The following is a 22,572-nucleotide window of genomic DNA, read 5'->3' on the forward strand; positions in this document are numbered from 1 at the left end:
CTCCAAAAAGAAAAATCAATATCTTGTGTTAAAAATTCTAAAATTTTTAAAAATACACAAGATATTGATTTATTATTTAGATTTATAAAGCCTGAATTCCTTACTATCCGTCTGAACAAGCTCGTATTTTTCACTAAGTAGGCTCTCTACATCCGACCACAAGGCAACCTTTTGGTTGACCAAAATCATCTTCGGTTGATTTTCTTTCAAGTCATTGACTAGTTTCGTTTTATTCTCGTCGCTTGCAGTATAGAGCGTCGGTGTTACTAGAGAGCTTGGTGCCAAGCGTTCACTTGCTCGATAAAAATCTGGACGATCATCCCAAGCATAGACACGATCCTCAGAACTCGTTTGCTGTTTGACCAAGCTAGCAAGTTGCTCGCGTTCCTGATAAGTACTTGGATGCGAAATATAGCGACTCAAAACAGGTAGGAAAAGTAAATAGACAATCGCAACTAATGGTAGATAGAAATTTCCCTTGAGGTAGCGACCAAAGAGTGATGAAGAACGAACTCTTCGTCTACTACGACTGATACGATCAGAGCTTCCTTCTTTGATGTTGGTTAACAATAACAATGTCAGAAAGGGCAAAATCGCTGCCAAACGTGAGCCATGCAAAGGTTCCTTTGAAAGAATTAACAAAGAAAGAGTTACTAATAATCCTAAAATAGCGCCTATTGAGACAGCAGATTGCTGAGCTGACTTGGTCTGAAATAATCCTGAAAAGATCAATGTCAGAGTCCCAACACCGATGGATAGTAAACCATAGAAAGCAGCATTCTCCATAAGATTGGCATTTGAAAATAGACTAAGTGTATCTATTGGATACAAAGTATGGCTAATCGCATCACCAAAAGTTCCTGTTAAGACTGTATAGTAGCCAATTGGATAAAAAAGGAGAGAAAATCCTAGAGCTGATGCAAAAAATTGATACAAACCATGAGCAAATTTACGCTTGGCAATATTAAATCCAAACAAACTCAAGGCAAGTGTGGCTGCAAACAAGGTTGTGGGAATAGGTGATAGGAAGAAAGCCAGTGCTAAACTCATCCCAACTCGCAAGAAACCTTTATCGTTACTTGGATCATTCAGATAGTCAGCCACTAGGCTAAAACTATAAAACAGGAAAGGCAAGGCCACAACTACTGCATAGCTACCACCAAATCCCAGACTGCCTACAAGCAAATAGAAAACCAACAAAAGCTGTCTAGCCTGCTCTCCCTGACCTGTCAAGGTATCTGCGGACTTGAATAGAAAAACACCAGCTCCGAACAAGGCCAACCACTCCACCAAAGCAAAAAGGATATTCCCTTGAGAGAGATAGATTAGTACGTAATAAAGCAGTCCATTTGAACCATAATAATCCGTGTAAATCTGCCCACTCTGATGTAGCGCCCAACCAGTATAAAGATCTTGCATCTGTTGGGGGCTCACCAAACCAAAGATCAGAGGCAACATTACAGAAACAGCTGTAGCAGCTAGACTCCAAATCACCATACTAAAAAATGGAAGCGGAGTTCGTTTCTTACCCCCTCGCCCTAGTCCAAATTCAGACTCTTGATCCAGCCATTCTCGATACTGGTATCGAGATCCTTCTAGCTGTTCGTCTTTTTCCTCGTATACGTTCATTCAATTTCTCCTCTAAGTTTATCTGTTTTAGTATATCAAAATCTTACAGGAATGTCAGCTAGGGATTGATATTTCCTTAACTTCTTATCTAGCTTAGCATAGCGTTCAATCTCTCGAAAACGGTGTAAACTACTTGTTTGAAACTCTAGGATAAAATCATAGTCTTCTTGATTTAGCATTTTCATCCTCCTGCTTATCTATTCGCAAAAATACAAAAATAAGATCCAGCCTTGGGCTAGATCTTGATGGATAGTTAGAGCATAGGCGCAAACAACTGGACAATTTCCTTGATCAGGCTTTGATACCAGCTTGTTTTGATGGTGTGGGGATAAATTTCTTGAGAAACTTTAAAAATCTCTTCGAAGTCTCTTTCAATATCGATGATGGACTGCGTCCTATAAAGCAAGACGGCATTTTCATAGTGGTGAAGCAAACTCCGATAGTCAAAATTGATGGTTCCCACAGTAGCTGCCTCTCCATCGACAAGCATTTGCTTGCTATGAAGAAATCCCGGGCTGTACTCATAAATACGAACCCCTGCAGATAGCAAGTCTGGATAGGCTCCCCGAGTAACTAACTGAATAACCTTCTTATCTGGGATACACGGCGTCACAATTCGCACATCTACCCCTCTCAATGCTGCATTTTTGATACTCTCGGTTAGATCATAGTCAGCGATCAGATAAGGAGTCGTGATATAGACGTAATCTGTAGCTTGATTAATAAGATTTTGGTAGACCGTTTTTCCTACCTGAGCTCGGTAGATGGGTTTTGGCCCACTACTGTAAGGGATACAAAGCCCCATCCCATCTCTAGGTTGATTTTCGAGATGGTATTGGTCAAAGTCACTAATTTCCCCACGGTTGATATACCAAGTTGATAAAAAGAGTCTAGTAAAAGCTTTAACCGCTGATCCATCTAGGCGAATACCGCTATCCTTCCAATAACCAAAGCGCTCGATATGGTTGATATACTCATCGGCCAGATTGACACCACCTGTATAGGCAATTTGACCATCGATAACCATGATTTTACGGTGATCACGGTTGTTATAAGCAACGGTCAAGCGTGGAATCACCTTGTTAAATTTGTGGGTTTCAATTCCTAGACCGCGAAGCTGGATGGTGTAATCTCCAGGCAAGGTTGCCATACAACCAATATCATCATAGAGAAGTTTCACCTCTACTCCTTGAGCAGCCTTTTCTTCCAAAATCTCCAAAATGCTGTTCCACATCAAGCCTTCTTCGATGATATAGTATTCGAGAAAGATAAATTTCTCAGCTTTTTTGAGATCCTCCAACATCTGGCGCCACATACTTTCACCTGAAGGGAAGAAATGGGTATCTGTTCGATTATAGACATCCGCATTCGTATCCATACTGAGGAGGGATTTGATGACTCCGTAAGCCGACTTATCCTCTTCCTTTAACTCCAAACGGAGGGTTCTGCTATTATCCTCTCTGTCAACCATTGATTGAAGCTGCTTTAGCTGTTTCATTTCTTTTTTCGATAGACGGCGTTCTCCAAACATGATATAGAGCAAGGGGCCAAATACTGGCACAAAGGCTACTAACAGCCATGTTACCTTACTCTCAGGATTCATGGACCGATTGACAATCGATACAATGGTCGCTAAGCTTACTAAAATGACAAGGATAATCCAGAGAATCGGAGCCATCTGTCCTAGATAGATAAATAAACCAAAGACGATAAACAACTCTGCCAACATAATGGTAATACTAAAACCATATTTGGACATGAGTAGCTGCATTTTTCTAGCTGTCATACATCCCCTTCCTTTTCTAACATTCTCCTTAACCGCTTGATAAACTAATGTTTCTACTAGTATACCTCAGTTCAGGGGGAGATGGCAACCTTTTACCTTTGCTAAAGTTCCAGCCGTTCCGTGTTTAGATGATTGTTACAATTTCAGAGCCAACATATTGACCGTCATACCAGCTGCGGTTCCCATAAGGTAGACGACATCTCCCTCCTTGACCAGCCCATGATCTAAAGAATAAGCCAAGCCAAACGGTACAGAGACTGACACCATATTTCCATAGTCAGTGACGAGATTGAGGTACCGATCCTCGGCCACACCTAGTTTTTCCATGACCAAAGGAAGAGCGCGACTTGCTTGGTGAGGAATGATATAGTCCACGTCTGCCAAGGCTAGCTGTGTTTTTTCTTGAAACTCTTCAAACATGACTGGGATTTTACGAGCAGACAAGAGGAGGATTTTCTTCCCCTTCATGTCAAACATATAGTTGGTCTTAGTCGCTTCAGAGTACTCTTTTGGTTGAAAAGAAGTCAGACCTCCACGAATCTCCGTATCGTGAGCCCCTTCTGACCAAGTACGTTGGAGACTTGCAATGACCCCTTTTTCCTGATGACTTTTTTGGAAAATAAAGGCTGCTGCCCCATCACTAAAGAGTTCAAAACTTTCTTTTTGCTTGGGATTTAGCCCTAAACTTCCAACCTCACTAGACACAATCAAGACACAATTGTATTCGCCCGCCTCAATCAAGTGGGACATGGTCGATAGAGCAGAAATAAAGCTGGTACAGGTCGTATTGATATCCATAGCCGGGATTGAGAGTTCTTTTGCCACGCGCTCATGAATCAAGGCAGCCGTACAAGGAATAGGCTGAACACCAACTGCACTAGCTGATACAAGACAATCGATATCTTTAATATCCAGATTTGCATGTTCAAGTGCACGCTGGATAGCTCCTTCTGCCAAGTCAAGTTGCGTTTCTTCATTTTCAACTACACGATAACGGGTCTGGTCTTTAAATTGCACTGTATGCTTTGGAAGGCAAATACCATAACCTGCTATTTCTACATGTCTTTTTACTTCTGTCATTGTCTTTTTTCCTTTCATAAACGTTGGATACGTTTGAGTTTACGGCTAGTATCCCAGTGATAATCTGAAAATTGGATTTGAGGAACTATGAACTCTTTTTGCTGGGCCAAGAGTTGGAACTGTGCTAAAATTGCTGTCTCTACGTCCTCATCTCGTTGGCTTAGACAAACTTCCACTAATTTCTCGGAATGTTGCTTAACTTGGTAATCTCCTACATTCTCCACAAAGAGGATGCAACGTCTGATAAAGTCTGGATAGATAGTTACCTGCCCCCCATTCTGCCCTTCAAAGTAGAAGATATCATCAGAACGTCCTTCGACCTTGTCAATCCGTGTATAGCAGGAGCCACAGGGACAAGGCTCCGGATTTTCAACCAAAATATCATTGAGCTGGTAGCGATAAACAGGCTGACTGCTTCGTTTAAAGTCCGTAATCACTGGATAAAAACGGCGGTCGTCTAGATACTGCTTTTCCACAAAGATAATGTCTTCGTTGAGATGTAGATTACCAGCTGAGCAAGTGCAGGCTAGGAAACCTTCTGTCGCCTGATAAACTTGGTCAATGATGGATAGAGAAAAGGCTTCTGCGATCCGTCCCCTATCACTATCTTCCAAGATTTCCGCCACCGAAACGATTTTTTGTGGGTGAATAGCTAACTCTCCATCCTTGAGACGCTTGCTCAATTCAAGCAACATCGAGGCTGGCGCCACAATAATCGTTGGTTGATAGTTGTTGAGTCGCTCGATATGCTCATCTGTATGTTTGAAAATATCAAAATACTCTAGACGAATGAGCGCCGTATTGATAGTCTGATAGAGTTCATTATCAGCTCTCAGGAAAAAGGCGATGCGGTGTCCAAAAAGCTGACCCTTTGGCAACATCTTTGCCAAGATAGCCGCAGCCCACATACTTCGCTCTTTCTCTGTTGTGATAAAGAGCCCCCGATGTCCAGACGTCCCTGAAGACAGACCGACGGCTACTTCGCCTTTAAGTTCAATGAAGTCACGGGTCTTCTCACTTTCAATAGCCAAGCTCAAGGCTTCATCTCGATCCACTCCTTGGGTGTTGAGCTCATTGAAATGTTCCATCATAAAGGCCTTGTCCATATGGTCAAAGTTGCTAGGAACTCCATTTTTAAAGTAGGGCGACTCTCGCTTTAAAAAGTCCATATAGTTGGTTAATTGCTTTTTCTGATAGTTTTCTAAAGCTTCTCGAGATTTGAAATGATGAAGCCAACGCGTTTGGATAAAGGTTTTAAGAAAGGTTATTTTTTTCATACAAAATCCGCTCGATCCTTTCTACAGGGTCATGGCTAACAACTACCTCAATACCGTCTCTCAAGACTTCCTCCAGAAACTCTGTCCCCTTGATATAGTCTGCCTTATTGTCCTGCACCAGGGAAGGAAGCAGGTGCATCTGCTTGGTGTAAGGCAAGAGGTCAATTCCCCAACAGAGGTCTGCTGCGATGAGAAGATTAAGCTCTGAAAGGTACAGACAGGCTTGCCCCCTAGCATGCCCATCAACAGAAGCTACTAGGATACTGCCATCTCCGAAAAGATCACAAATCGGACGATAGGGAAATCCCGAGTGATGCTGGTCAGTTCTGATAATGGTTAGATTTTCTTCAAAAGAAGCTGGCAAAAACTCCTTGAAAATCAAGTCTTTCAAATTAGGTTTTTGGTAGACTTCATATACTTCTTTGGTCAGGATAAAGGTTGCATGAGGAAAGAAACTAGCCCCTCCCAGATGATCTGGATGTAAATGAGATAGAAGGACATAGTTTATTTCTTCTGGTTTGATTCCCTTCGCTTTCAGTAAATGTGAAATCTGGTCCTTCTCCGTCATTTGAACAGGTGTTCCTAGACGATAAAAACCATAGCGAAGCTTCGTCTTAATATCATAGTGATAGCCAGTATCATATAGCAAATAGCCCTTGTCTCTGTGTTTGATAAGAAAAACACCTGCTGGAAAGGTCATCTTTTTATTCTTGACTCCCTTGAATAGCAAACCTGTATAGCTAGTACAGTAGCCTGCTGGGAAATAATCAATTCTTTCGATAATCTTGGACATATTGTTCAATCCCTTCCGAAATACTGATTTGAGGGCGATACCCCAAGTCTCGCTCCGCCTTGCTGATGTCTAGCGTCTGGCTATAACGGAGCAGATAATAGGTATAGCGTGTTAGAGCCGGCTCTCCTTTGAGTTTCAAGGTCTTATAAAGAAACTCTAGACTACTGGCAATAACTGAAAGAAGAGGAGCCGGCACTTTTCTGTATGTTATCGGATAGTCCAGTCCTCTCAAGGTTTCTTCTATCAAATCCTTAAAGGCTCTTGGTTCCCCGTTGGTAATATTATAAACTTCGCCACTAGCTTGAGGAGCCTCTAGAGCCAAGCGAATTGCCAGAGCGACATTTTCCACACAGGTCATATCCATGAGCTGACGACCGTCCCCTATTAAGGGAATGCCAATCTTCTGACTGAGTTTGAGAACTCGGGGCAAAATACTGGTATCCCCAATCCCAAAAAGCCCACGAGGTCGTAAGATAATACTCGGAACATCGGGATAATCCTTAAACAGCTTCTCCGAAGCCAGCTTACTACGAATGTAGTTGTTAAGATTATTTTCCTGAGGCTCATCGCTTTCTTTGATAGCAAGCTGATCTCGAGGCGCAGCATAGATGCTCGGCGATGATACATAAACTAAACGCTGAATACCGGCCTCTCGACAAGCATCCAGAACATACTTGGTTCCCAAGACATTTGTCTGGTAGAAATCCTCCCAAGGACCCCAAACGGTAGAAAGAGCACCCGCATGCACAGCCATGTCCATCCCCTGACAAGCCTGAGCCAAATCCTCTTGCTTGGTCAAATCTCCCTGAAAAAATGTTACTAAGGAATTTTCCAAAGACTGACCTGCCTTGGGATTGCGTCCAAAAGCGCGTACCTGATAGCCCTGCTGACTGAGCTCTTCAACAACATACTTGCCTAGAAAGCCCGTAGCACCTGTTACCAATACTTTCTTCATTTTTTACTTCTCCTTGTCCCCTAAGAGCCGATGTATTTCGCTCTTCAGAATCTCTGTTGGCTGATAGACTTGGGCTGCGCGACTGAGTTTGTTCAAGTCTGGCCAGTCATCTCCAGCCAATAACTCATCAAAAGCTCGCCCAATCGCTTCCGTATCCTCTCGTTTAGCAGTCAGGGCAATCCCCGCCTCTAAGCCACGAACCGCATAGTCATACTGATCATAGTCATGAGGGAGAATCAAGGCAGGCTTGCCATAGATAATACATTGGTAAAAAATACCCGCACCGCCATGATGAATTACATAATCCATCTGAGAAATGTATTCCTTATAGGGAAGATAGGATGCTACCGAAACATTGTCCATGATCTCCTCACATTGGAAGTCTTGTCCGCCAAACCCCAGAGTCACAAAGAAGTGACAGTCTGGATGGGCTTTTGCCAATTGTTGGGTCTGGTAGAGGAGGTTGTCTTTAGCCCATGCTAGCTGAGTCCCGCAAGATACGAGGACTTTCTTATGATTTGCATAAGGAGCCAAATCTAGGGGATAATTCTCTGCCCTCTCAATCGAAGACCCAAAAGGTCCCACCCAAAGGTAATGCTCTGGAAAACCACTTTTCAGCTCCAACTCTTTCATCCCAATCCCTAAGATAGAATAGGGGGAATAGATAGTTTCTTGACCTTTCTGATTGTAGAACTTAAAATCGTAACGTTTTAAGCGTTCTCTCAATAAAAAGGTTACGATTCGTTTCCCTAAACGAGTCACTTTTCTCCCCAGCCATTGCTGGACAGATTGGAACGGTGTCTTTGGACTGCCCATTCCTCCAAAGAAACAAGGCGGTCCATCTGTCGTTTCAATGGCAAATTGTGTCGCCATGGTTGTTATCCAAGGAATTCCCAACTGTTCCGCTACTAACCCCCCAGATAAGGTGATGAAGTCGGCAATCACAATATCAGGTCGATTTTCCTGCCACTCTTGCACTAGTTGGTCAGACACCACATCGATCAAATCAAGACTAGCTGACAACTGTCGATAAGCAGAAATAAGGTTTAATTGCCCTTCATTGTTGGCTACGCGCTCAAATTCATCTACAGAATTTTCTAAAATGGGAATCACCTGGAATCCCATCTCCTCTGCGACAGCTTTTCGTTGCGGTCCTGTAAATAATCGAATCTCATACAAGGGATCCTTCAACAAGGGTGCGAGTAGATTCAAGGTTGGGAAGAGATGCCCACTTAAGGGCACTACAACCACATCAATTTTGATTTTTCTCATATGTCTAGGATAGCAAATTTTTAAAAAAAGAACTACCAAAATGATAGTTCTTCCCAGCATTATTTAGCTTCTTTTTCACTTTAAGAATTAGAACAATTCTTTATAGAAGGCAATAGTTTCTTCTAAGGTTGGCATAAATGGATTTCCTGGTGCACAGGCATCGATCAAAGCATTCTTAGAAAGGTAGTCAAAGTCAAAGTCTTTTTCTTGGATACCGAGTTCAGTGAGTTTCTTCGGAATACCTACTGTTTCAGACAGTTTCTCAATTTCAGCGATAGCATAGTCCGCACATTCTTGGTCTGTTTTTCCTTCAACATGGAGTCCCAAGGCCTTGGCTACATTGCGAAAAGCTTCTGGTACCCGTTTGGCATTTTCACGTTCAACAACTGGGAGAAGCATGGCACAGCAGACACCATGTGGCAAGTTATATACTGCACCGAGTTGGTGAGCCATTGAGTGAACATAGCCCAGACCAGCATTGTTAAAGCTCATACCACCGAGGAAGATGGCATTGACCATAGCCTCACGCGCTTCAATATCATGGCCATTTGCCACAGCACGAGGGAGGTACTCCTTGATGAGTTCAATAGCTCCGATAGAGAGTTTCTTGGTCACATTATAAGCACCTGGTGTTACCAAGGCTTCGACAGCGTGAGTAAGAGCATCCATACCTGTCGCAGCTGTCAATCCTTTCGGTTTTGAAAGCATAAGTTCCGGATCATTGACTGAGATGAGGGCGAGGCTGTTCTTATCTACCATTACCATCTTGACCTTGCGTTCTTCGTCAGTAATGACATAGTTAATGGTGATTTCTGCTGAAGTTCCAGCTGTTGTATTGATAGCAACTACTGGCAATCCTTTTTTAGCAGACTTGTGGAGGCCTTCGTAGTCCTGTGGTTTGCCACCATTTGTAGCGATGATAGAGATACAACTAGCCGCATCCTGTGGAGAGCCTCCCCCAAGACTGATGATGAAGTCACATCCATGCTCTTTCAGGGCAGCCACTCCGTCTGTGACGTTCTTGCAAGTAGGATTTGGCTCCACATCGCTAAAGATCACATATTCGATCCCTTCAGCATCTAGTGGTTTTAGGACCTTAGGTAAAATATCACTTCCTTCGATGAACTTGTCTGTCACCAAAAGGGCCTTCTTATGCCCAAGTTCCTTGATATACGGACCTACTTCATTCACAACACCTTTACCAATAAGGTTAACTGATGGAACGTAAAATGTAGCCATATGCTTTTCCTCCTGCGCCTCTGCGCTATTTGATTATTTACTATCAGTATACGATGTTATAGGGTGTTTTACAAATATTTGTAAGCGTTTTAAGTAAAAAAACAGTAAAGAAGTACTGGTCACGTTTTTAAACAAAAAAGCTCCAAAAAGATGGATTTTATCTCATTGGAACTTTTGCTTAATCATTATTGTTTCGTTAAGACTATTCGGTCAGATGCCTCTCGGTCCATATCATCGATAATCATTTGATTACCATTAACCGCATAAATTTTAACATCATCTCCGATAATGACACGTTGATTTTCCAGCTCAAAACTAACTTGTTTGATTTCCTTATCTCCATCTGGCTCGACCTCAGTCCATGTACCAGTTTTACCTGTTACAACAAGAGTAATCTGGTCATTCTCATCTTTTCCGGTATAGGTACCATCGATGTTCGTAGGTTGAGCTACAGTAGTGTCCTGACTTGAGGAGGCTTGTGGTTGGCTGGCACTTGTTGCAGCGCTAGAAGATGACTCTTGTTGAGTAGATGGTTGCTGAGCAGATTGCTGGGTAGGTGCTTGTGTCTTAGATCCACAAGCTGCTAAAAGACTAAGAATTGCTAGGGAAGCAATAGAAAGTGTGAATGTTTTTGTTTTCATAGCGATTTCCTTTCTTTTGTGCCAATGTTTTGCTGGATCAGTTTCCAGATGTACCTCCTACCTCAAGTATAGCAACTTAAACCTAGAAGGTCAACTAGTCCCATCGCTTCCTAGCAAACTCGCTCGTACTTCCGAGATAAAGTAGAGTGACCCCGTCACGAAAAGCAGGTCCTGATCATTGGCCTTTTCTTCGAATTCTCTGATGAAATCTCCATAAGACGGAATCAAATCGTAACCCGCCACATCCTTCTCATCAAAAGAACCTTGGTAGTCAAAGCCCGTTACCTTAAGTTCCACCTGAGGCAACTGCTCAGATAGATAGCCTAACATCCCTTGATAATCCTTGCGTTTAAGGGCACCAAAAAGGATACGGACTTGATAGCCTTGTTGAATTTTCTCTTGGATAAACTCGACCAACCGGGTTAAGGCTGGAAGATTGTGAGCCCCATCTAGGTAGATTTGCGGACGAATTCGTTCCAATCGACCTGCCCAGTAAGTTTCTTTCAAAGCCTGTCTCACAAGCTCTTCTTCGACTTTTTCCTCTCTTGACGCCATAAAAAGAAGAAAGGTTTGTAAAGCCAAGGCGGCATTTTCTTGCTGATAGGTACCTTCCAAACCGATTTCAAGCCGTGAAAAACTTGCTAGCCTACTTGAAAAATTACTATCTTTCAAGGTGAAGTCTTGCCCCGCTCGATAAAGAGCTACGTCCAACTCTTTTGCTCTTTTTTGACAGACAAGCTCAGCTTCTGGAGCAAGCTTGGCAATGACCGCCTTCTTTCCAGCCTTGAAGATACCAGCTTTCTGCTCTGCTATTTCCTCCAGACTATCGCCCAAGGTCTCCTGATGATCTAGACCAATCGAAGTAATAACTGCAATCTCGCCTGTTACGACATTAGTCGTGTCAAGCAAACCACCAATCCCCACCTCTAGCAGGACTAGATCCACGTCCTGCTCTTTAAAGTAAAGCAAAGCAATCAAGGTCAACAACTCAAAGAAAGACAAGTTGTCATGTGTTTCCAAAAGAGCTTTTTCCATCTCCTTGACTTGGTTAGCTGTACGAATAAAATCTTCATCAGCAATCGGTTGTCCATTGATACAAATTCGATCATTGATACTGATGATATGAGGAGAGGTAAAAGTACCAACTTTTTTTCCATGAGCTGCAAATAACTCCCTCATAAAGGCAATAGTTGATCCCTTGCCATTGGTCCCTGTCACGTGGATAATGGGATAAGTCTTCTCAGGATTCCCCAGCAAATCCACTGCTTGCTGCATTCGTCCAAGTCCAGATCTAAAGTTTAAACCAATCCGACTATGAAGCCATTCTTCTACTTCAAACATGCATATCTCCTTAACAAAAGTACATTCCACTACCACAACAAAGTATAATTGCAAGTAAAAAGCGAGGTCGGGACAAAAATCCCGACCTCTTACCTGGTTAGCTAATCACTAGCTACTATGAATTTTAGCGCAGGGCTAAAAACGTCCACTGGACTTACTTACGGTCTTTATTTTTAGCGTAAGGGTAAAAATATTCCCCAGACTTACCAGTTCTCTCTTAGTTAAAGGAACTGGGGTAAAAATATCCCCCGGATATTTTTACTCCTCCATAAAGCTGTTGAAGACTTCTTCAATCATGTTCCATTCGTCTTCTGAGTCTTCTGGGATTGGTTGCAATTCGCCTTCTGTTCCGTCTTCATTTTCGATGAATGAGTAGGCTTGGATTTCAACTTCACCATTTTCATCTTCTTCTGCGTTAACTGGCACTAGAAGAACATAGTTCTTACCAAATTCTTCTTTCCCGTCGATGGTCAAAAGAATTTCAAATAAGGTTTCATTTCCTTGCTCGTCTACTAGTGTAATCAATTCACGTTCTTCGTGATCGTGGTTGTGATCGTGTGACATAGTTTCTCCTCTGTCTTAAAATTTTCTATCTAAATAATTTTGCAAAATCAGCTGAGCAGCCAACTTATCAATAACTTTCTTGCGTTTGTTACGGCTGATATCTGCTTGTTCAATCAACATACGTTCCGCAGCAACGGTCGTCAAGCGCTCATCCTGATAGTCTACTGGCAAACCAAAGAGTTCTTCTAGCTTGGCACCATAGGCTTGACTGGCTTCTACTCGCGGACCGCTGGTATTGTTCATGTTTTTTGGCAAACCTACTACAAAGCGTTCTACCTTGTAGCTGTCAACCAATTCCTTGATACGGTCAAAACCAAACTGGCCCTGATCCTCATTAATCTGGATGATTTCAAGTCCCTGAGCAGTGAAGCCTAGTGGATCGCTAATAGCCACCCCTACTGTTTTTGAACCAACGTCCAATCCCATAATTCTCATAGATTATAGATCGACTCCTTGTCCCTTAAGGTAGTAGCGTACCAGTTCTTCAACAATTTCATCACGCTCATACTTACGGATTTGATTTCGTGCATTGTTGTAACGAGGAACGTAGGCAGGGTCTCCACTCAATACATAACCGACGATTTGATTTATCGGATTATAACCCTTTTCATTCAGAGAAGCATAGACATCTGTCAACGTTTCACTGATTTCCTTCTTGTTGGAATCATCCAATTTAAAACGTACAGTTTCTTCAGTAAATCCCATTCTAACACCCTCTTTCCTTAGAATAGTACTATTATAGCATATTTCCTTACGTTCTACAATTAAGTCAATCCATTTATTTGGATTTTCTTACTGTTCTGTCGCACCATTTGCCACTCTGTCTGCGATATATTGGCTTGGTTCATTTTTCAAAAGAGTCTCTAAGCCAAGATTTTTCAAATAATCTGTCTGTGACGCCTTTTTGACATCCAAGACTTGTAAATCATAGGTCGTTGTGGTCTGGATTTCAGTCTCACTGAGCAGTTTGGTTTCAAGTGTAAAACCTGCCAATTTGCGCGCTTCCTGAAGCATTTCATCCTTTTCTTCTGCTTCTAAAAGAGCTTTTTGAGTTTCTTCAAGACCGTGGTCAGCGATAAAGGATTTCAATTCCTCACTTAAGGGCCGTATCTGCCGAATAACCAATTTTAGAAATTGTTTCCCTTTATAGGTGATGGTTTGCGTTTGCTTGACGCCATCTCCTGACTCAGGGAAAATCAAAGTCTTGGTCACAACCGTATTCTTTTCCGCATTTTCCAAAACGGGCAGAGTAGACTGGAGCGTTTCGGATTCATGTTTTGAACTGGATGTCGTTTCCTTCTTTTGGCCACATCCTGCAAGTAGCAGGAGGAGAGTAGCTGCGCCAATTACTATCTTTTTCATAATTCCTCACATAATTTTTTGATAAAAAATGAACAAGGCTAGGAGATACCCCAGCCTCGATGTTTATAGAGCTGCACGCAAACGTGCTTCTGCATTTTCTACATTACGGACAGAGCGTGGTAAAAAGGCACGGATATCATCTTCTTTGTAACCGACCTGCAAACGCTTCTCGTCAACTAGAATAGGACTTTTTAAGATCCGTGGTGTTTCCATGATTAAGTTGAGTACTTCATTGACACTCAAATCTTCGATGTCAACTCCTAAAGCTTTCGCATAGCGGTTTTTTGATGATACAATGCTGGCAATTCCATTATCTGTCTTTGTCAGAATATCAAGTAGTTCTTCTCTCGTAATCCCTTCTTTACCAAGGTTTTGTTCTTTATAACTTAACTGGTGTGCGTTGAGCCAAGTCTTCGCTTTCTTACAGCTTGTGCAACTGGAGACGGTATAAATCTTAATCATGTGCCTACCCCTTTCGCTACATGTTACTATCAGTTTAATCTATTATACCATAAAAAACATCCGACTTGCGACCTATTTTTAAAAAAATTTAACTTTTTTAGCGATTTCCGTACTTTTTTCTTGACAAAATCAATTTATAGCCAACTTTTAAATTTTTTGATATAGATTCGTTTCACTACTGTAACACTGATCATATAGAAAACGATGATCAAAAGCAAAAAGAGGAAATAAATTGGTTCTAAAGGGGTTAAATGAAGCAGGCTAGCAATTGAAGAGTAGGGAAGGAAGGTCACAAAGCTAGCTGCTAGCAAGGTTGTTCCAAGAACAAACCATGATGGACGACTTTGTAAGAAAGGAAGCTTTGCTGAACGAAGCATATGGATAACCATGGTTTGGGACCACATGGATTCAATGAACCAACCAGTCTGGAACAAGATGATAAAGCCCCTTGCAGAATCTGCTCCATGAACATAAGCATAACCTGTCGCCATTGGGACAATGACAAAATAGAGCAAGATAAAGGTCAAAATATCAAAGGCAGAAGAAATCGGACCCATCCAAATCATAAAGCGAGTAATAGACTTGGCCTCCCACTTATGAGGCTTCTTCAAGAAGTCTTCATCCACATTATCAAATGGCAAGGCAATGCAAGAAAGATCATAGACTAGATTTAACACAATCAAGTGAATCGGAGCCATAGGAAGGAAAGGTAAAAAGATACCAGACACTAACAGAGAGAAAATGTTCCCGAAATTAGAGCTGACCGTCATCTTGATATATTTGGTCATATTAGCATAGACTTTCCGTCCTTCAACCAGCCCTTTTTCAAGCACCATCAAATCCTTATCTAGCAAAATGACATCAGCCGTTTCTTTGGCAATATCTACTGCTGTATCAACAGAAATCCCCACATCTGCCACTTTCATAGAAGGGGCATCATTGATTCCATCTCCCATATAGCCGACACAATGTCCATTCGATTTGATTTGTAAAATGATTCGTGCTTTTTGATCAGGAGAGAGTTTGGCAAAGACAGTCACCTTCTCAACTGCTTGGGCCAATTCCTCATCTGTCATGGCATCAATATCAGAACCCAACAAGATTTGATCAACGTCTAAACCAACTTTTTCGCATACTGCTTGGGTTACCTTCTCATTGTCCCCCGTCAAGATCTTTGTTTGAACACCGTGTTCTAACAAAGCTTGGATAGCAGGTGCTGCTGATGGTTTTGGTGGATCTAGAAAGGCAAGATATCCTGTTAGAATCATCTCTTTTTCATCTTCAACGGAGTAAGCAAAACCTTCTTTTAGACCTGTTTTATAAGCGACTCCCAAGACTCGCAATCCCTGTTGATTAAGTTGATCTACTTCTTTTAAGATTTCCACTCGGATATCATCCGTCAGAGGGCTAATCTGACCTTGATATTCCACATGGGTTGAAATCGCAAGCATTTCCTCTAGGGCACCCTTGGTTACCAAACTAACAACTTCGTTCTCATCCTTGACGATGACACTCATGCGTCTGCGTTCAAAATCAAATGGCAATTCATCTATTTTTTGGAAGCTAGTATCCAAATTTTGTAGAATAGCGTGTTCTTTAGCTTCTTTTTCAGTTCTACTGATAATGGCACGGTCCATCAAGTTTTTTAAACCGGTTTGAAAATAGGAATTGAGATAGGCACGTCTCAACACAGACAAATCCAAATCTCCATGTATATCCAAAGGATATTCAAGGACAATTTCGTCTTGGGTAAGGGTTCCCGTTTTATCCGTGCATAGGATATCAATAGCACCTAGATCTTGTATGGCATTGAGTTTTTTGATGACGACTTTTTCCTTGGCCATGATAATGGAGCCTTTTGCTAGACTGGCCGTGATGATCATGGGAAGCATCTCAGGTGTAAGCCCGACACCCACACTCAAGGCAAATACGCCTGCTTCTAACCAATCTCCATCTGTCAAGCCATTGGAGAGAAACACGATGGGAACCATGACTAACATCAAACGGATTAAGAGCCAAGAGATGCTGTTCATCTCCCGCTCAAAAGAGGTCGGTTCGTCATAGGTATTGAGGGTCTGCTCGATTTCTCCCATCATGGTGTCATCACCGACCGCTAGAATCAAAGCCTTAGCACTTCCTGATATCACGTTGGTTCCCATAAAGGCGAGCGCTTCTGCTTCTAGCAGACTATCAAAATTTGACTGACTCATTTTGGATAAGGCCAGTTTTTCAACCGAATCACTTTCACCTGTCAAACCAGACTGTTGGACAAAGAAATCTCGTGATTCAATTAAAATAAGGTCTGCTGGAATCATATCCCCAGCACTTAATTTGACTATATCTCCAACGACCAAATCTTCAATTGCGACCTCTAAACTCTGGCCTTCGCGAATAACTGTGGCTGTGTTCACAATCATTTTTGATAGATTGGTCGCGGCCTTGTCGCTTCGCAGTTCTTGGACAAATCGAATGCCACCAGAGATTAGAACGAGAACGACGATGATGATAGAGGTCGTCGGATCTTCTTGTCCAGGCTTCGCCAACCAGACATTGGTCACCATGGAGATCATAGCGATGACCAGCAGGATGATTGTAAATGGATTGATAATAGATTCGTAAATCTTTTTAAGGATACTGTCTTCTTGACCCTTGGTGATGGTGTTTTCACCATATAGGTCACGATTTTTCTCCACCTGCTCCTCAGTCAAGCCTGTTAGACTTGTCTTATAAAAAGATAGAGTTTCGTTTAAAGGTGTGTGAATAGCTACTGCTAATCTTTCTTTTGTAGTTTTCATTGGTTTCTCCTATCTGTATGAATGATGTGTTTCATACACAGAGACCAATCACTTTATAAGGGCAGAATGACACAAATCAGCGATTGGCTGTGTATGTGCGGTTCTGGATGATCGTCAATTTGCATCGTTTGTCTCCTTTCCTTGTTCTAAAACAGTAGAAAATCCCACCATAAAATGGCAGGATTAAAAAACTAATTATCTGTTTTTTCGTTCAAGCTTTAACTCCATAGGGCGATGAAATGAGCTTAGTCTTGGCCTTCGCGACCAGGACTGTTGACCAACGAGTAGTGTCTCCACTGCTTTGCGGTAGTCATCCGTATCCCTATGGTAGCCTCACCTACCGTTTTCGTTTATCAGTATAAACCTTTAAAATATAAAAGTCAATGATTTATCTTAATTTTCTTAAATAACAATTAATTCCTTCGGCGCTAGAGTCAACAATTCGCAACCGTTATCTGTAATTAAGATATCATCTTCAATACGAACGCCGTATTTCCCTTCAATATAAATACCTGGTTCATCAGTCAAGACCATACCAGATTTAATGACTTCTTTCGAAGTTTGGCTAAAATAAGGTTCTTCGTGGATATCCAGTCCGATACCGTGTCCAATACCGTGGGTAAAGTAGTCACCATAGCCTGCCTCGATGATAATATCACGAGGGATTTTGTCAAAGTCGCGGAAACCTAATCCTGCCTTAGCTTGATCAATCAGAGCTTGGTTGGCTTTCAGAACCGTATTGTAAATCTCTGCCTGCTCGTCACTGACATGACCTAAATAAATGGTCCGTGTCATATCACTGACATAGTGGTCGTAGAGGCAGCCGAAGTCCATGGTAATGGCTTCTCCAACTTCAACTGGTTTGTGCATCGGATGAGCATGGGGTTTTGAAGAGTTGATACCACTTGCTAAAATGGTATCAAAAGACAAGCCTGCCGCTCCTAGCTCACGCATGCGGAAATCAAGGAAGTTGGCAATTTCGATCTCAGTTTTTCCAGGTTTGATAAAGTCAAGCGCATCGCGAAAAGCTTGGTCTGAGATAGAACAAGCCTTGCGAATAGTCGCAATCTCTTTCTCATCCTTAATCATACGAAGTGCTTCTACAAACTGAGTCTGTGGAAGCAAGTCGATCCCTGCAAAAGCTGCCTGCATACGATGGTAATAAGAGACCGAAATCTCGTCCTCAAAACCGACGCGAGACAAGCCCATATCCTTAACAATGCCTGCAATGACAGCCAATTCATCACGGTCAGCCACAATCTCAAAACCTGTCACTTCTTGTTTGGCTGCAATGATATAGCGAGAGTCTGTCACCAAGACCTGACGGTCACGGCTGATAAAAACGGTTCCGTTTGAGCCCCAAAAGCCGGTCAGGTAATAGACGTTTTTAAGGTTGTTGATGATGATGCCATCTAGTTCTTTTTCTTGCATTTTAGCTAGAAATGCTTGCACACGTTTATTCATGATATAACTTTCCTTTCAAATAGTGTCCTGTGTAGCTGGCTTCATTGGCCGCTACTTCTTCTGGAGTTCCTGTTGCGATGATGGTTCCACCACCGACACCGCCTTCAGGTCCCAAATCGATAATATGGTCTGCCGTCTTGATAACATCTAGATTGTGCTCGATGACGAGGACTGTATTGCCATCGTCGACAAAGCGAGCCAAGACTTTAAGCAAGCGAGCGATGTCCTCAGTATGAAGTCCTGTCGTCGGCTCATCCAGAATGTAGAATGACTTACCTGTTGAGCGTTTGTGGAGTTCACTAGCTAACTTCATACGCTGGGCTTCTCCACCTGAAAGGGTGGTGGCTGGTTGTCCTAACGTTACATAGCCCAACCCTACATCCTTGATGGTCTGGAGTTTGCGTTGAATTTTCGGAATGTGTTGAAAAAATTCCACCGCATCATTAACTGTCATATCCAAGACCTGCGAAATGTTCTTTTCCTTGTAGTGAACTTCTAGGGTTTCACTGTTGTAGCGGGTTCCGTGGCAGACTTCACAAGCTACATAAACATCTGGCAAGAAGTGCATCTCAATCTTGATAATCCCGTCACCTGAGCAGGCTTCACAACGACCACCCTTGACGTTGAAACTGAAACGGCCCTTCTTGTAGCCTCGAATCTTGGCCTCATTTGTCTGGGCAAAGAGGTCACGGATGTCGTCAAAGACACCTGTATAGGTAGCTGGGTTAGACCTTGGAGTCCGTCCGATAGGGCTCTGGTCAATGTCAATCAAGCGGTCTACATGCTCAATCCCTGTGATCGTCTTAAATTTACCAGGCTTGTCTGAATTGCGGTTGAGTTTTTGAGCAATGGCTTTTTTGAGGATACTGTTGATTAAGGTCGATTTCCCTGATCCTGATACACCTGTCACCGCAATGAATTTCCCTAGCGGGAAGCGAGCTGTGACATTTTGCAGGTTGTTCTCACGCGCTCCTGTCACCTCGATAAAGCGACCATTTCCGGAACGGCGCTCTGCTGGCACTGGAATGGCTCTTTTTCCTGACAAGTACTGACCTGTGATAGACTTGCTGTTGCGAGCCACCTGTTTGGGCGTTCCTGCAGCGACAATCTCGCCACCAAAAACACCAGCACCCGGACCAACGTCAATCAGATAATCCGCCTCGCGCATGGTATCCTCGTCATGTTCCACCACGATGAGAGTATTGCCCAAGTCACGCATCTTTTTCAGACTGGCAATGAGGCGGTCATTATCCCTCTGGTGAAGACCAATCGACGGCTCATCCAGGATATAAAGGACACCTGATAGGTTGGAACCAATCTGGGTTGCCAAGCGAATACGCTGACTTTCCCCACCCGAAAGGGTTCCTGCCGAACGTGACAGGGTCAGATAGTTAAGCCCCATGTTATTGAGGAAGGTCAAACGATCCTTGATTTCCTTGAGAATGGGACGAGCGATGATGGCTTCATTTTCAGACAAGGTCAGCTGCCTCACCAACTCCAAATGGTCTGCGATAGACAGGTCCGAAATTTCACCGATATGTAGCCCTTGCTCACCACCCACACGGACAGACAAGGCCTGGTCATTGAGACGGTAGCCATGGCAAGTTCCGCAGGTCAGCTCATTCATGTAGAGACGCATCTGGGTGCGAGTATAGTCACTATTGGTTTCATGGTAACGACGTTTGATATTATTGACAACTCCTTCAAAAGGAATATCGATATCTCGCACGCCACCAAATTCATTCTCATAGTGGAAATGGAATTCCTTGCCATCTGAGCCGTAGAGAATCAAGTTCTTCTCTTCTTCTGACAAGTCCTCAAAGGGCTTATCCATATCCACCCCAAAGGCTGTCATGGCCTGCTCTAGCATGTTTGGATAGTAGTTGGAGGAGATAGGATTCCAAGGTGCCAGCGCCCCCTCGCGGAGCGTTTTGCTGGTATCAGGAACCACCAAGTCAACATCCACCTCCAGCTTGATTCCCAAACCATCACACTCACTACATGAGCCAAACGGGGCATTGAAGGAGAAGAGACGAGGCTCTAACTCTGGTACGGTAAAACCACAAACTGGACAGGCATAGTGCTCAGAGAAGAGCAACTCAGAATCGTCCATAGTGTCAATAATCACATATCCTTCTGCGATACGAAGGGCAGCCTCAATGGAGTCAAAGAGACGGCTACGAATGCCCTCCTTGATGACAATACGGTCAACCACGACATCGATATTGTGTTGCTTACTCTTAGACAGCTCAGGCACTTCGGTCACATCATAGACCTCCCCATCCACTCGGACGCGGACATATCCATCTTTCTGAATCTTTTCAATGACACTCTTATGTTGTCCTTTTTTCTTACGAATGACAGGAGCTAAAATTTGCAGACGTTGGCGTTCTGGCAATTCCAAAACCTTATCAACGATTTGCTCAACAGAAGAGGCCTTGATAGCCCCGTGCCCGTTGATACAGTAAGGCGTCCCCACACGTGCGTAAAGGAGACGCAGATAATCATTGATTTCAGTCGTTGTTCCAACGGTTGAGCGTGGGTTTTTACTAGTGGTTTTCTGGTCGATGGAAATAGCTGGGCTGAGACCATCAATGGCATCTACATCTGGTTTTTCCATGTTGCCCAAAAACTGACGAGCATAGGCTGATAGACTCTCTACATAGCGACGTTGGCCCTCAGCATAGAGGGTATCAAAGGCCAGACTGGATTTCCCAGACCCTGACAAACCAGTCACAACAACCAGCTTGTCTCTTGGAATCTCCACATCAATATTTTTTAAGTTATGGGCACGTGCCCCATGAATGACAATTTTATCTTGCATCTTTGTTCTTTCTAGTCCATTATTGCTTTCCATTATACCAAAAAATGTGAAATTCTATTACCCAAAAAGCTGTTTTTATAGTATAATAGTACGGTGCGAAAAATGAATCACTGAATAGTAGGAAAGGATAGGGGATATGAAACAAGTTTTTCTCTCAACAACAACTGAATTTAAAGAGATCGACACGCTTGAACCGGGTACTTGGATCAACCTCGTCAATCCTACACAAAATGAATCACTGGAAATCGCTAACGCCTTTGACATTGACATTGCCGACCTTCGAGCACCACTTGATGCGGAAGAAATGTCCCGTATTACCATCGAAGATGAGTACACTTTGATCATTGTAGACGTTCCTATCACAGAGGAAAGAAACAATCGCACCTACTACGTAACGATTCCGCTGGGGATTATCATCACCGAGGAAACCATTATCACTACCTGCTTGGAATCCCTCCCTGTTCTTGATGTCTTTATCAACCGTAGACTGCGTAACTTTTACACCTTCATGCGTTCGCGCTTTATCTTCCAGATCCTCTACCGCAACGCTGAGCTTTACCTAACAGCCCTTCGTTCGATTGACCGTAAGAGCGAACAAATCGAAAGTCAACTTCACAAATCTACTCGAAACGAAGAACTGATCGAGCTCATGGAATTGGAAAAGACCATCGTCTATTTCAAGGCCTCACTTAAGACAAATGAGCGCGTGATTAAAAAATTGACCAGCGCAACTAGCAATATCAAGAAATACCTAGAGGACCAAGACCTACTTGAGGATACCCTGATTGAAACCCAACAGGCCATCGAGATGGCAGATATCTATGGAAACGTCCTTCACTCTATGACAGAGACCTTTGCCTCTATCATTTCCAACAACCAGAACAACATCATGAAGACCCTGGCTCTCGTAACCATCGTCATGTCTGTCCCAACTATGATCTTCTCAGCCTACGGGATGAACTTTAAAGATAATGAAATCCCTCTAAACGGCGAGCCACACGCCTTCTGGTTAATCGTCTTTATCGCCTTTGCTATGAGTGTCTCGCTCACTCTCTATCTCATCCATAAAAAATGGTTCTAAGAGGAAT

Annotated in this window: 20 protein-coding genes and 1 riboswitch; of the genes, 1 reads left to right on the forward strand and 19 read right to left on the reverse strand. The window is 42.9% G+C overall.

Going from position 1 to position 22,572, the window contains the following annotated elements:
• Nucleotides 1-72: 72 nt before the first annotated feature.
• The 19 genes from D8804_RS00885 to uvrA form a co-directional block, all read right to left on the reverse strand.
• Nucleotides 73-1,629, reverse strand: coding sequence for a damage-inducible protein CinA (locus D8804_RS00885; protein WP_125398498.1), 1,557 nt, complete (start codon nucleotides 1,627-1,629; stop codon nucleotides 73-75).
• Nucleotides 1,630-1,664: 35 nt separating this feature from the next.
• Entirely contained in the window at nucleotides 1,665-1,808 is a 144-nt protein-coding gene (locus D8804_RS10045) for a hypothetical protein (protein ID WP_185774009.1), read from the reverse strand.
• 74 nt (nucleotides 1,809-1,882) lie between these two features.
• Nucleotides 1,883-3,415 (reverse strand): cardiolipin synthase, encoded by a 1,533-nt coding sequence (cls, locus tag D8804_RS00890; protein WP_125398499.1) that lies wholly within the window; start codon nucleotides 3,413-3,415, stop codon nucleotides 1,883-1,885.
• A 135-nt stretch (nucleotides 3,416-3,550) separates the two neighbouring features.
• On the reverse strand, nucleotides 3,551-4,495 hold the full coding sequence (locus D8804_RS00895) for a 3-oxoacyl-[acyl-carrier-protein] synthase III C-terminal domain-containing protein (RefSeq protein ID WP_125398500.1): 945 nt from the start codon (nucleotides 4,493-4,495) through the stop codon (nucleotides 3,551-3,553).
• Nucleotides 4,496-4,509: 14 nt separating this feature from the next.
• Nucleotides 4,510-5,772 (reverse strand): F390 synthetase-related protein, encoded by a 1,263-nt coding sequence (locus D8804_RS00900; RefSeq protein WP_125398501.1) that lies wholly within the window; start codon nucleotides 5,770-5,772, stop codon nucleotides 4,510-4,512.
• Nucleotides 5,750-6,565, reverse strand: a complete 816-nt coding sequence (locus tag D8804_RS00905) for an MBL fold metallo-hydrolase (RefSeq protein WP_125398502.1) — start codon at nucleotides 6,563-6,565, stop codon at nucleotides 5,750-5,752. The genes D8804_RS00900 and D8804_RS00905 overlap by 23 nt, the downstream gene beginning before the upstream one ends.
• Nucleotides 6,540-7,520: an NAD-dependent epimerase/dehydratase family protein gene (locus tag D8804_RS00910; RefSeq protein WP_125398503.1), complete on the reverse strand. Its 981-nt coding sequence runs from the start codon at nucleotides 7,518-7,520 to the stop codon at nucleotides 6,540-6,542. Before D8804_RS00910 ends, D8804_RS00905 begins: the two co-directional genes overlap by 26 nt.
• Nucleotides 7,521-7,523: 3 nt before the next feature.
• On the reverse strand, nucleotides 7,524-8,792 hold the full coding sequence (locus D8804_RS00915; RefSeq protein ID WP_125398504.1) for a glycosyltransferase: 1,269 nt from the start codon (nucleotides 8,790-8,792) through the stop codon (nucleotides 7,524-7,526).
• An 87-nt stretch (nucleotides 8,793-8,879) separates the two neighbouring features.
• Nucleotides 8,880-10,031, reverse strand: coding sequence for an iron-containing alcohol dehydrogenase (locus D8804_RS00920; protein ID WP_125398505.1), 1,152 nt, complete (start codon nucleotides 10,029-10,031; stop codon nucleotides 8,880-8,882).
• 185 nt (nucleotides 10,032-10,216) lie between these two features.
• Entirely contained in the window at nucleotides 10,217-10,672 is a 456-nt protein-coding gene (locus D8804_RS00925) for an SP_0198 family lipoprotein (RefSeq protein ID WP_125398506.1), read from the reverse strand.
• Nucleotides 10,673-10,762: 90 nt separating this feature from the next.
• Nucleotides 10,763-12,013, reverse strand: coding sequence for a bifunctional folylpolyglutamate synthase/dihydrofolate synthase (locus D8804_RS00930; protein WP_125398507.1), 1,251 nt, complete (start codon nucleotides 12,011-12,013; stop codon nucleotides 10,763-10,765).
• Between the two features lie 258 nt (nucleotides 12,014-12,271).
• Nucleotides 12,272-12,577, reverse strand: a complete 306-nt coding sequence (locus tag D8804_RS00935; RefSeq protein ID WP_000017624.1) for a DUF1292 domain-containing protein — start codon at nucleotides 12,575-12,577, stop codon at nucleotides 12,272-12,274.
• Nucleotides 12,578-12,592: 15 nt separating this feature from the next.
• Nucleotides 12,593-13,012 carry a Holliday junction resolvase RuvX gene (ruvX, locus tag D8804_RS00940; RefSeq protein ID WP_002876031.1) on the reverse strand — a complete coding sequence of 140 codons (420 nt, stop codon included), beginning with the start codon at nucleotides 13,010-13,012 and terminating at the stop codon, nucleotides 12,593-12,595.
• 3 nt (nucleotides 13,013-13,015) lie between these two features.
• Nucleotides 13,016-13,282: an IreB family regulatory phosphoprotein gene (locus tag D8804_RS00945; protein WP_000507060.1), complete on the reverse strand. Its 267-nt coding sequence runs from the start codon at nucleotides 13,280-13,282 to the stop codon at nucleotides 13,016-13,018.
• Between the two features lie 87 nt (nucleotides 13,283-13,369).
• Nucleotides 13,370-13,939, reverse strand: coding sequence for an SP0191 family lipoprotein (locus D8804_RS00950; protein WP_000724879.1), 570 nt, complete (start codon nucleotides 13,937-13,939; stop codon nucleotides 13,370-13,372).
• Between the two features lie 63 nt (nucleotides 13,940-14,002).
• Entirely contained in the window at nucleotides 14,003-14,401 is a 399-nt protein-coding gene (gene spx / locus D8804_RS00955) for a transcriptional regulator Spx (protein ID WP_000591165.1), read from the reverse strand.
• Between the two features lie 134 nt (nucleotides 14,402-14,535).
• The gene (gene mgtA / locus D8804_RS00965; RefSeq protein ID WP_125398508.1) at nucleotides 14,536-17,196 is read right to left on the reverse strand and encodes a magnesium-translocating P-type ATPase; all 2,661 of its coding nucleotides are present in this window, start codon (nucleotides 17,194-17,196) and stop codon (nucleotides 14,536-14,538) included.
• Between the two features lie 195 nt (nucleotides 17,197-17,391).
• A riboswitch (M-box (ykoK) riboswitch) is annotated at nucleotides 17,392-17,543 on the reverse strand.
• Nucleotides 17,544-17,598: 55 nt separating this feature from the next.
• Nucleotides 17,599-18,660 carry a M24 family metallopeptidase gene (locus D8804_RS00970; protein WP_001042873.1) on the reverse strand — a complete coding sequence of 354 codons (1,062 nt, stop codon included), beginning with the start codon at nucleotides 18,658-18,660 and terminating at the stop codon, nucleotides 17,599-17,601.
• Nucleotides 18,653-21,484 (reverse strand): excinuclease ABC subunit UvrA, encoded by a 2,832-nt coding sequence (gene uvrA, locus D8804_RS00975; protein ID WP_125398509.1) that lies wholly within the window; start codon nucleotides 21,482-21,484, stop codon nucleotides 18,653-18,655. Before uvrA ends, D8804_RS00970 begins: the two co-directional genes overlap by 8 nt.
• Before the next feature lie 136 nt (nucleotides 21,485-21,620).
• On the opposite strand from uvrA, the gene D8804_RS00980 reads away from it, so the two are divergent.
• Nucleotides 21,621-22,565 (forward strand): magnesium transporter CorA family protein, encoded by a 945-nt coding sequence (locus tag D8804_RS00980; protein ID WP_000815621.1) that lies wholly within the window; start codon nucleotides 21,621-21,623, stop codon nucleotides 22,563-22,565.
• Nucleotides 22,566-22,572: the final 7 nt, after the last annotated feature.

This window comes from Streptococcus oralis, assembly GCF_003944215.1.
GTDB lineage: Bacteria > Bacillota > Bacilli > Lactobacillales > Streptococcaceae > Streptococcus > Streptococcus oralis_BI.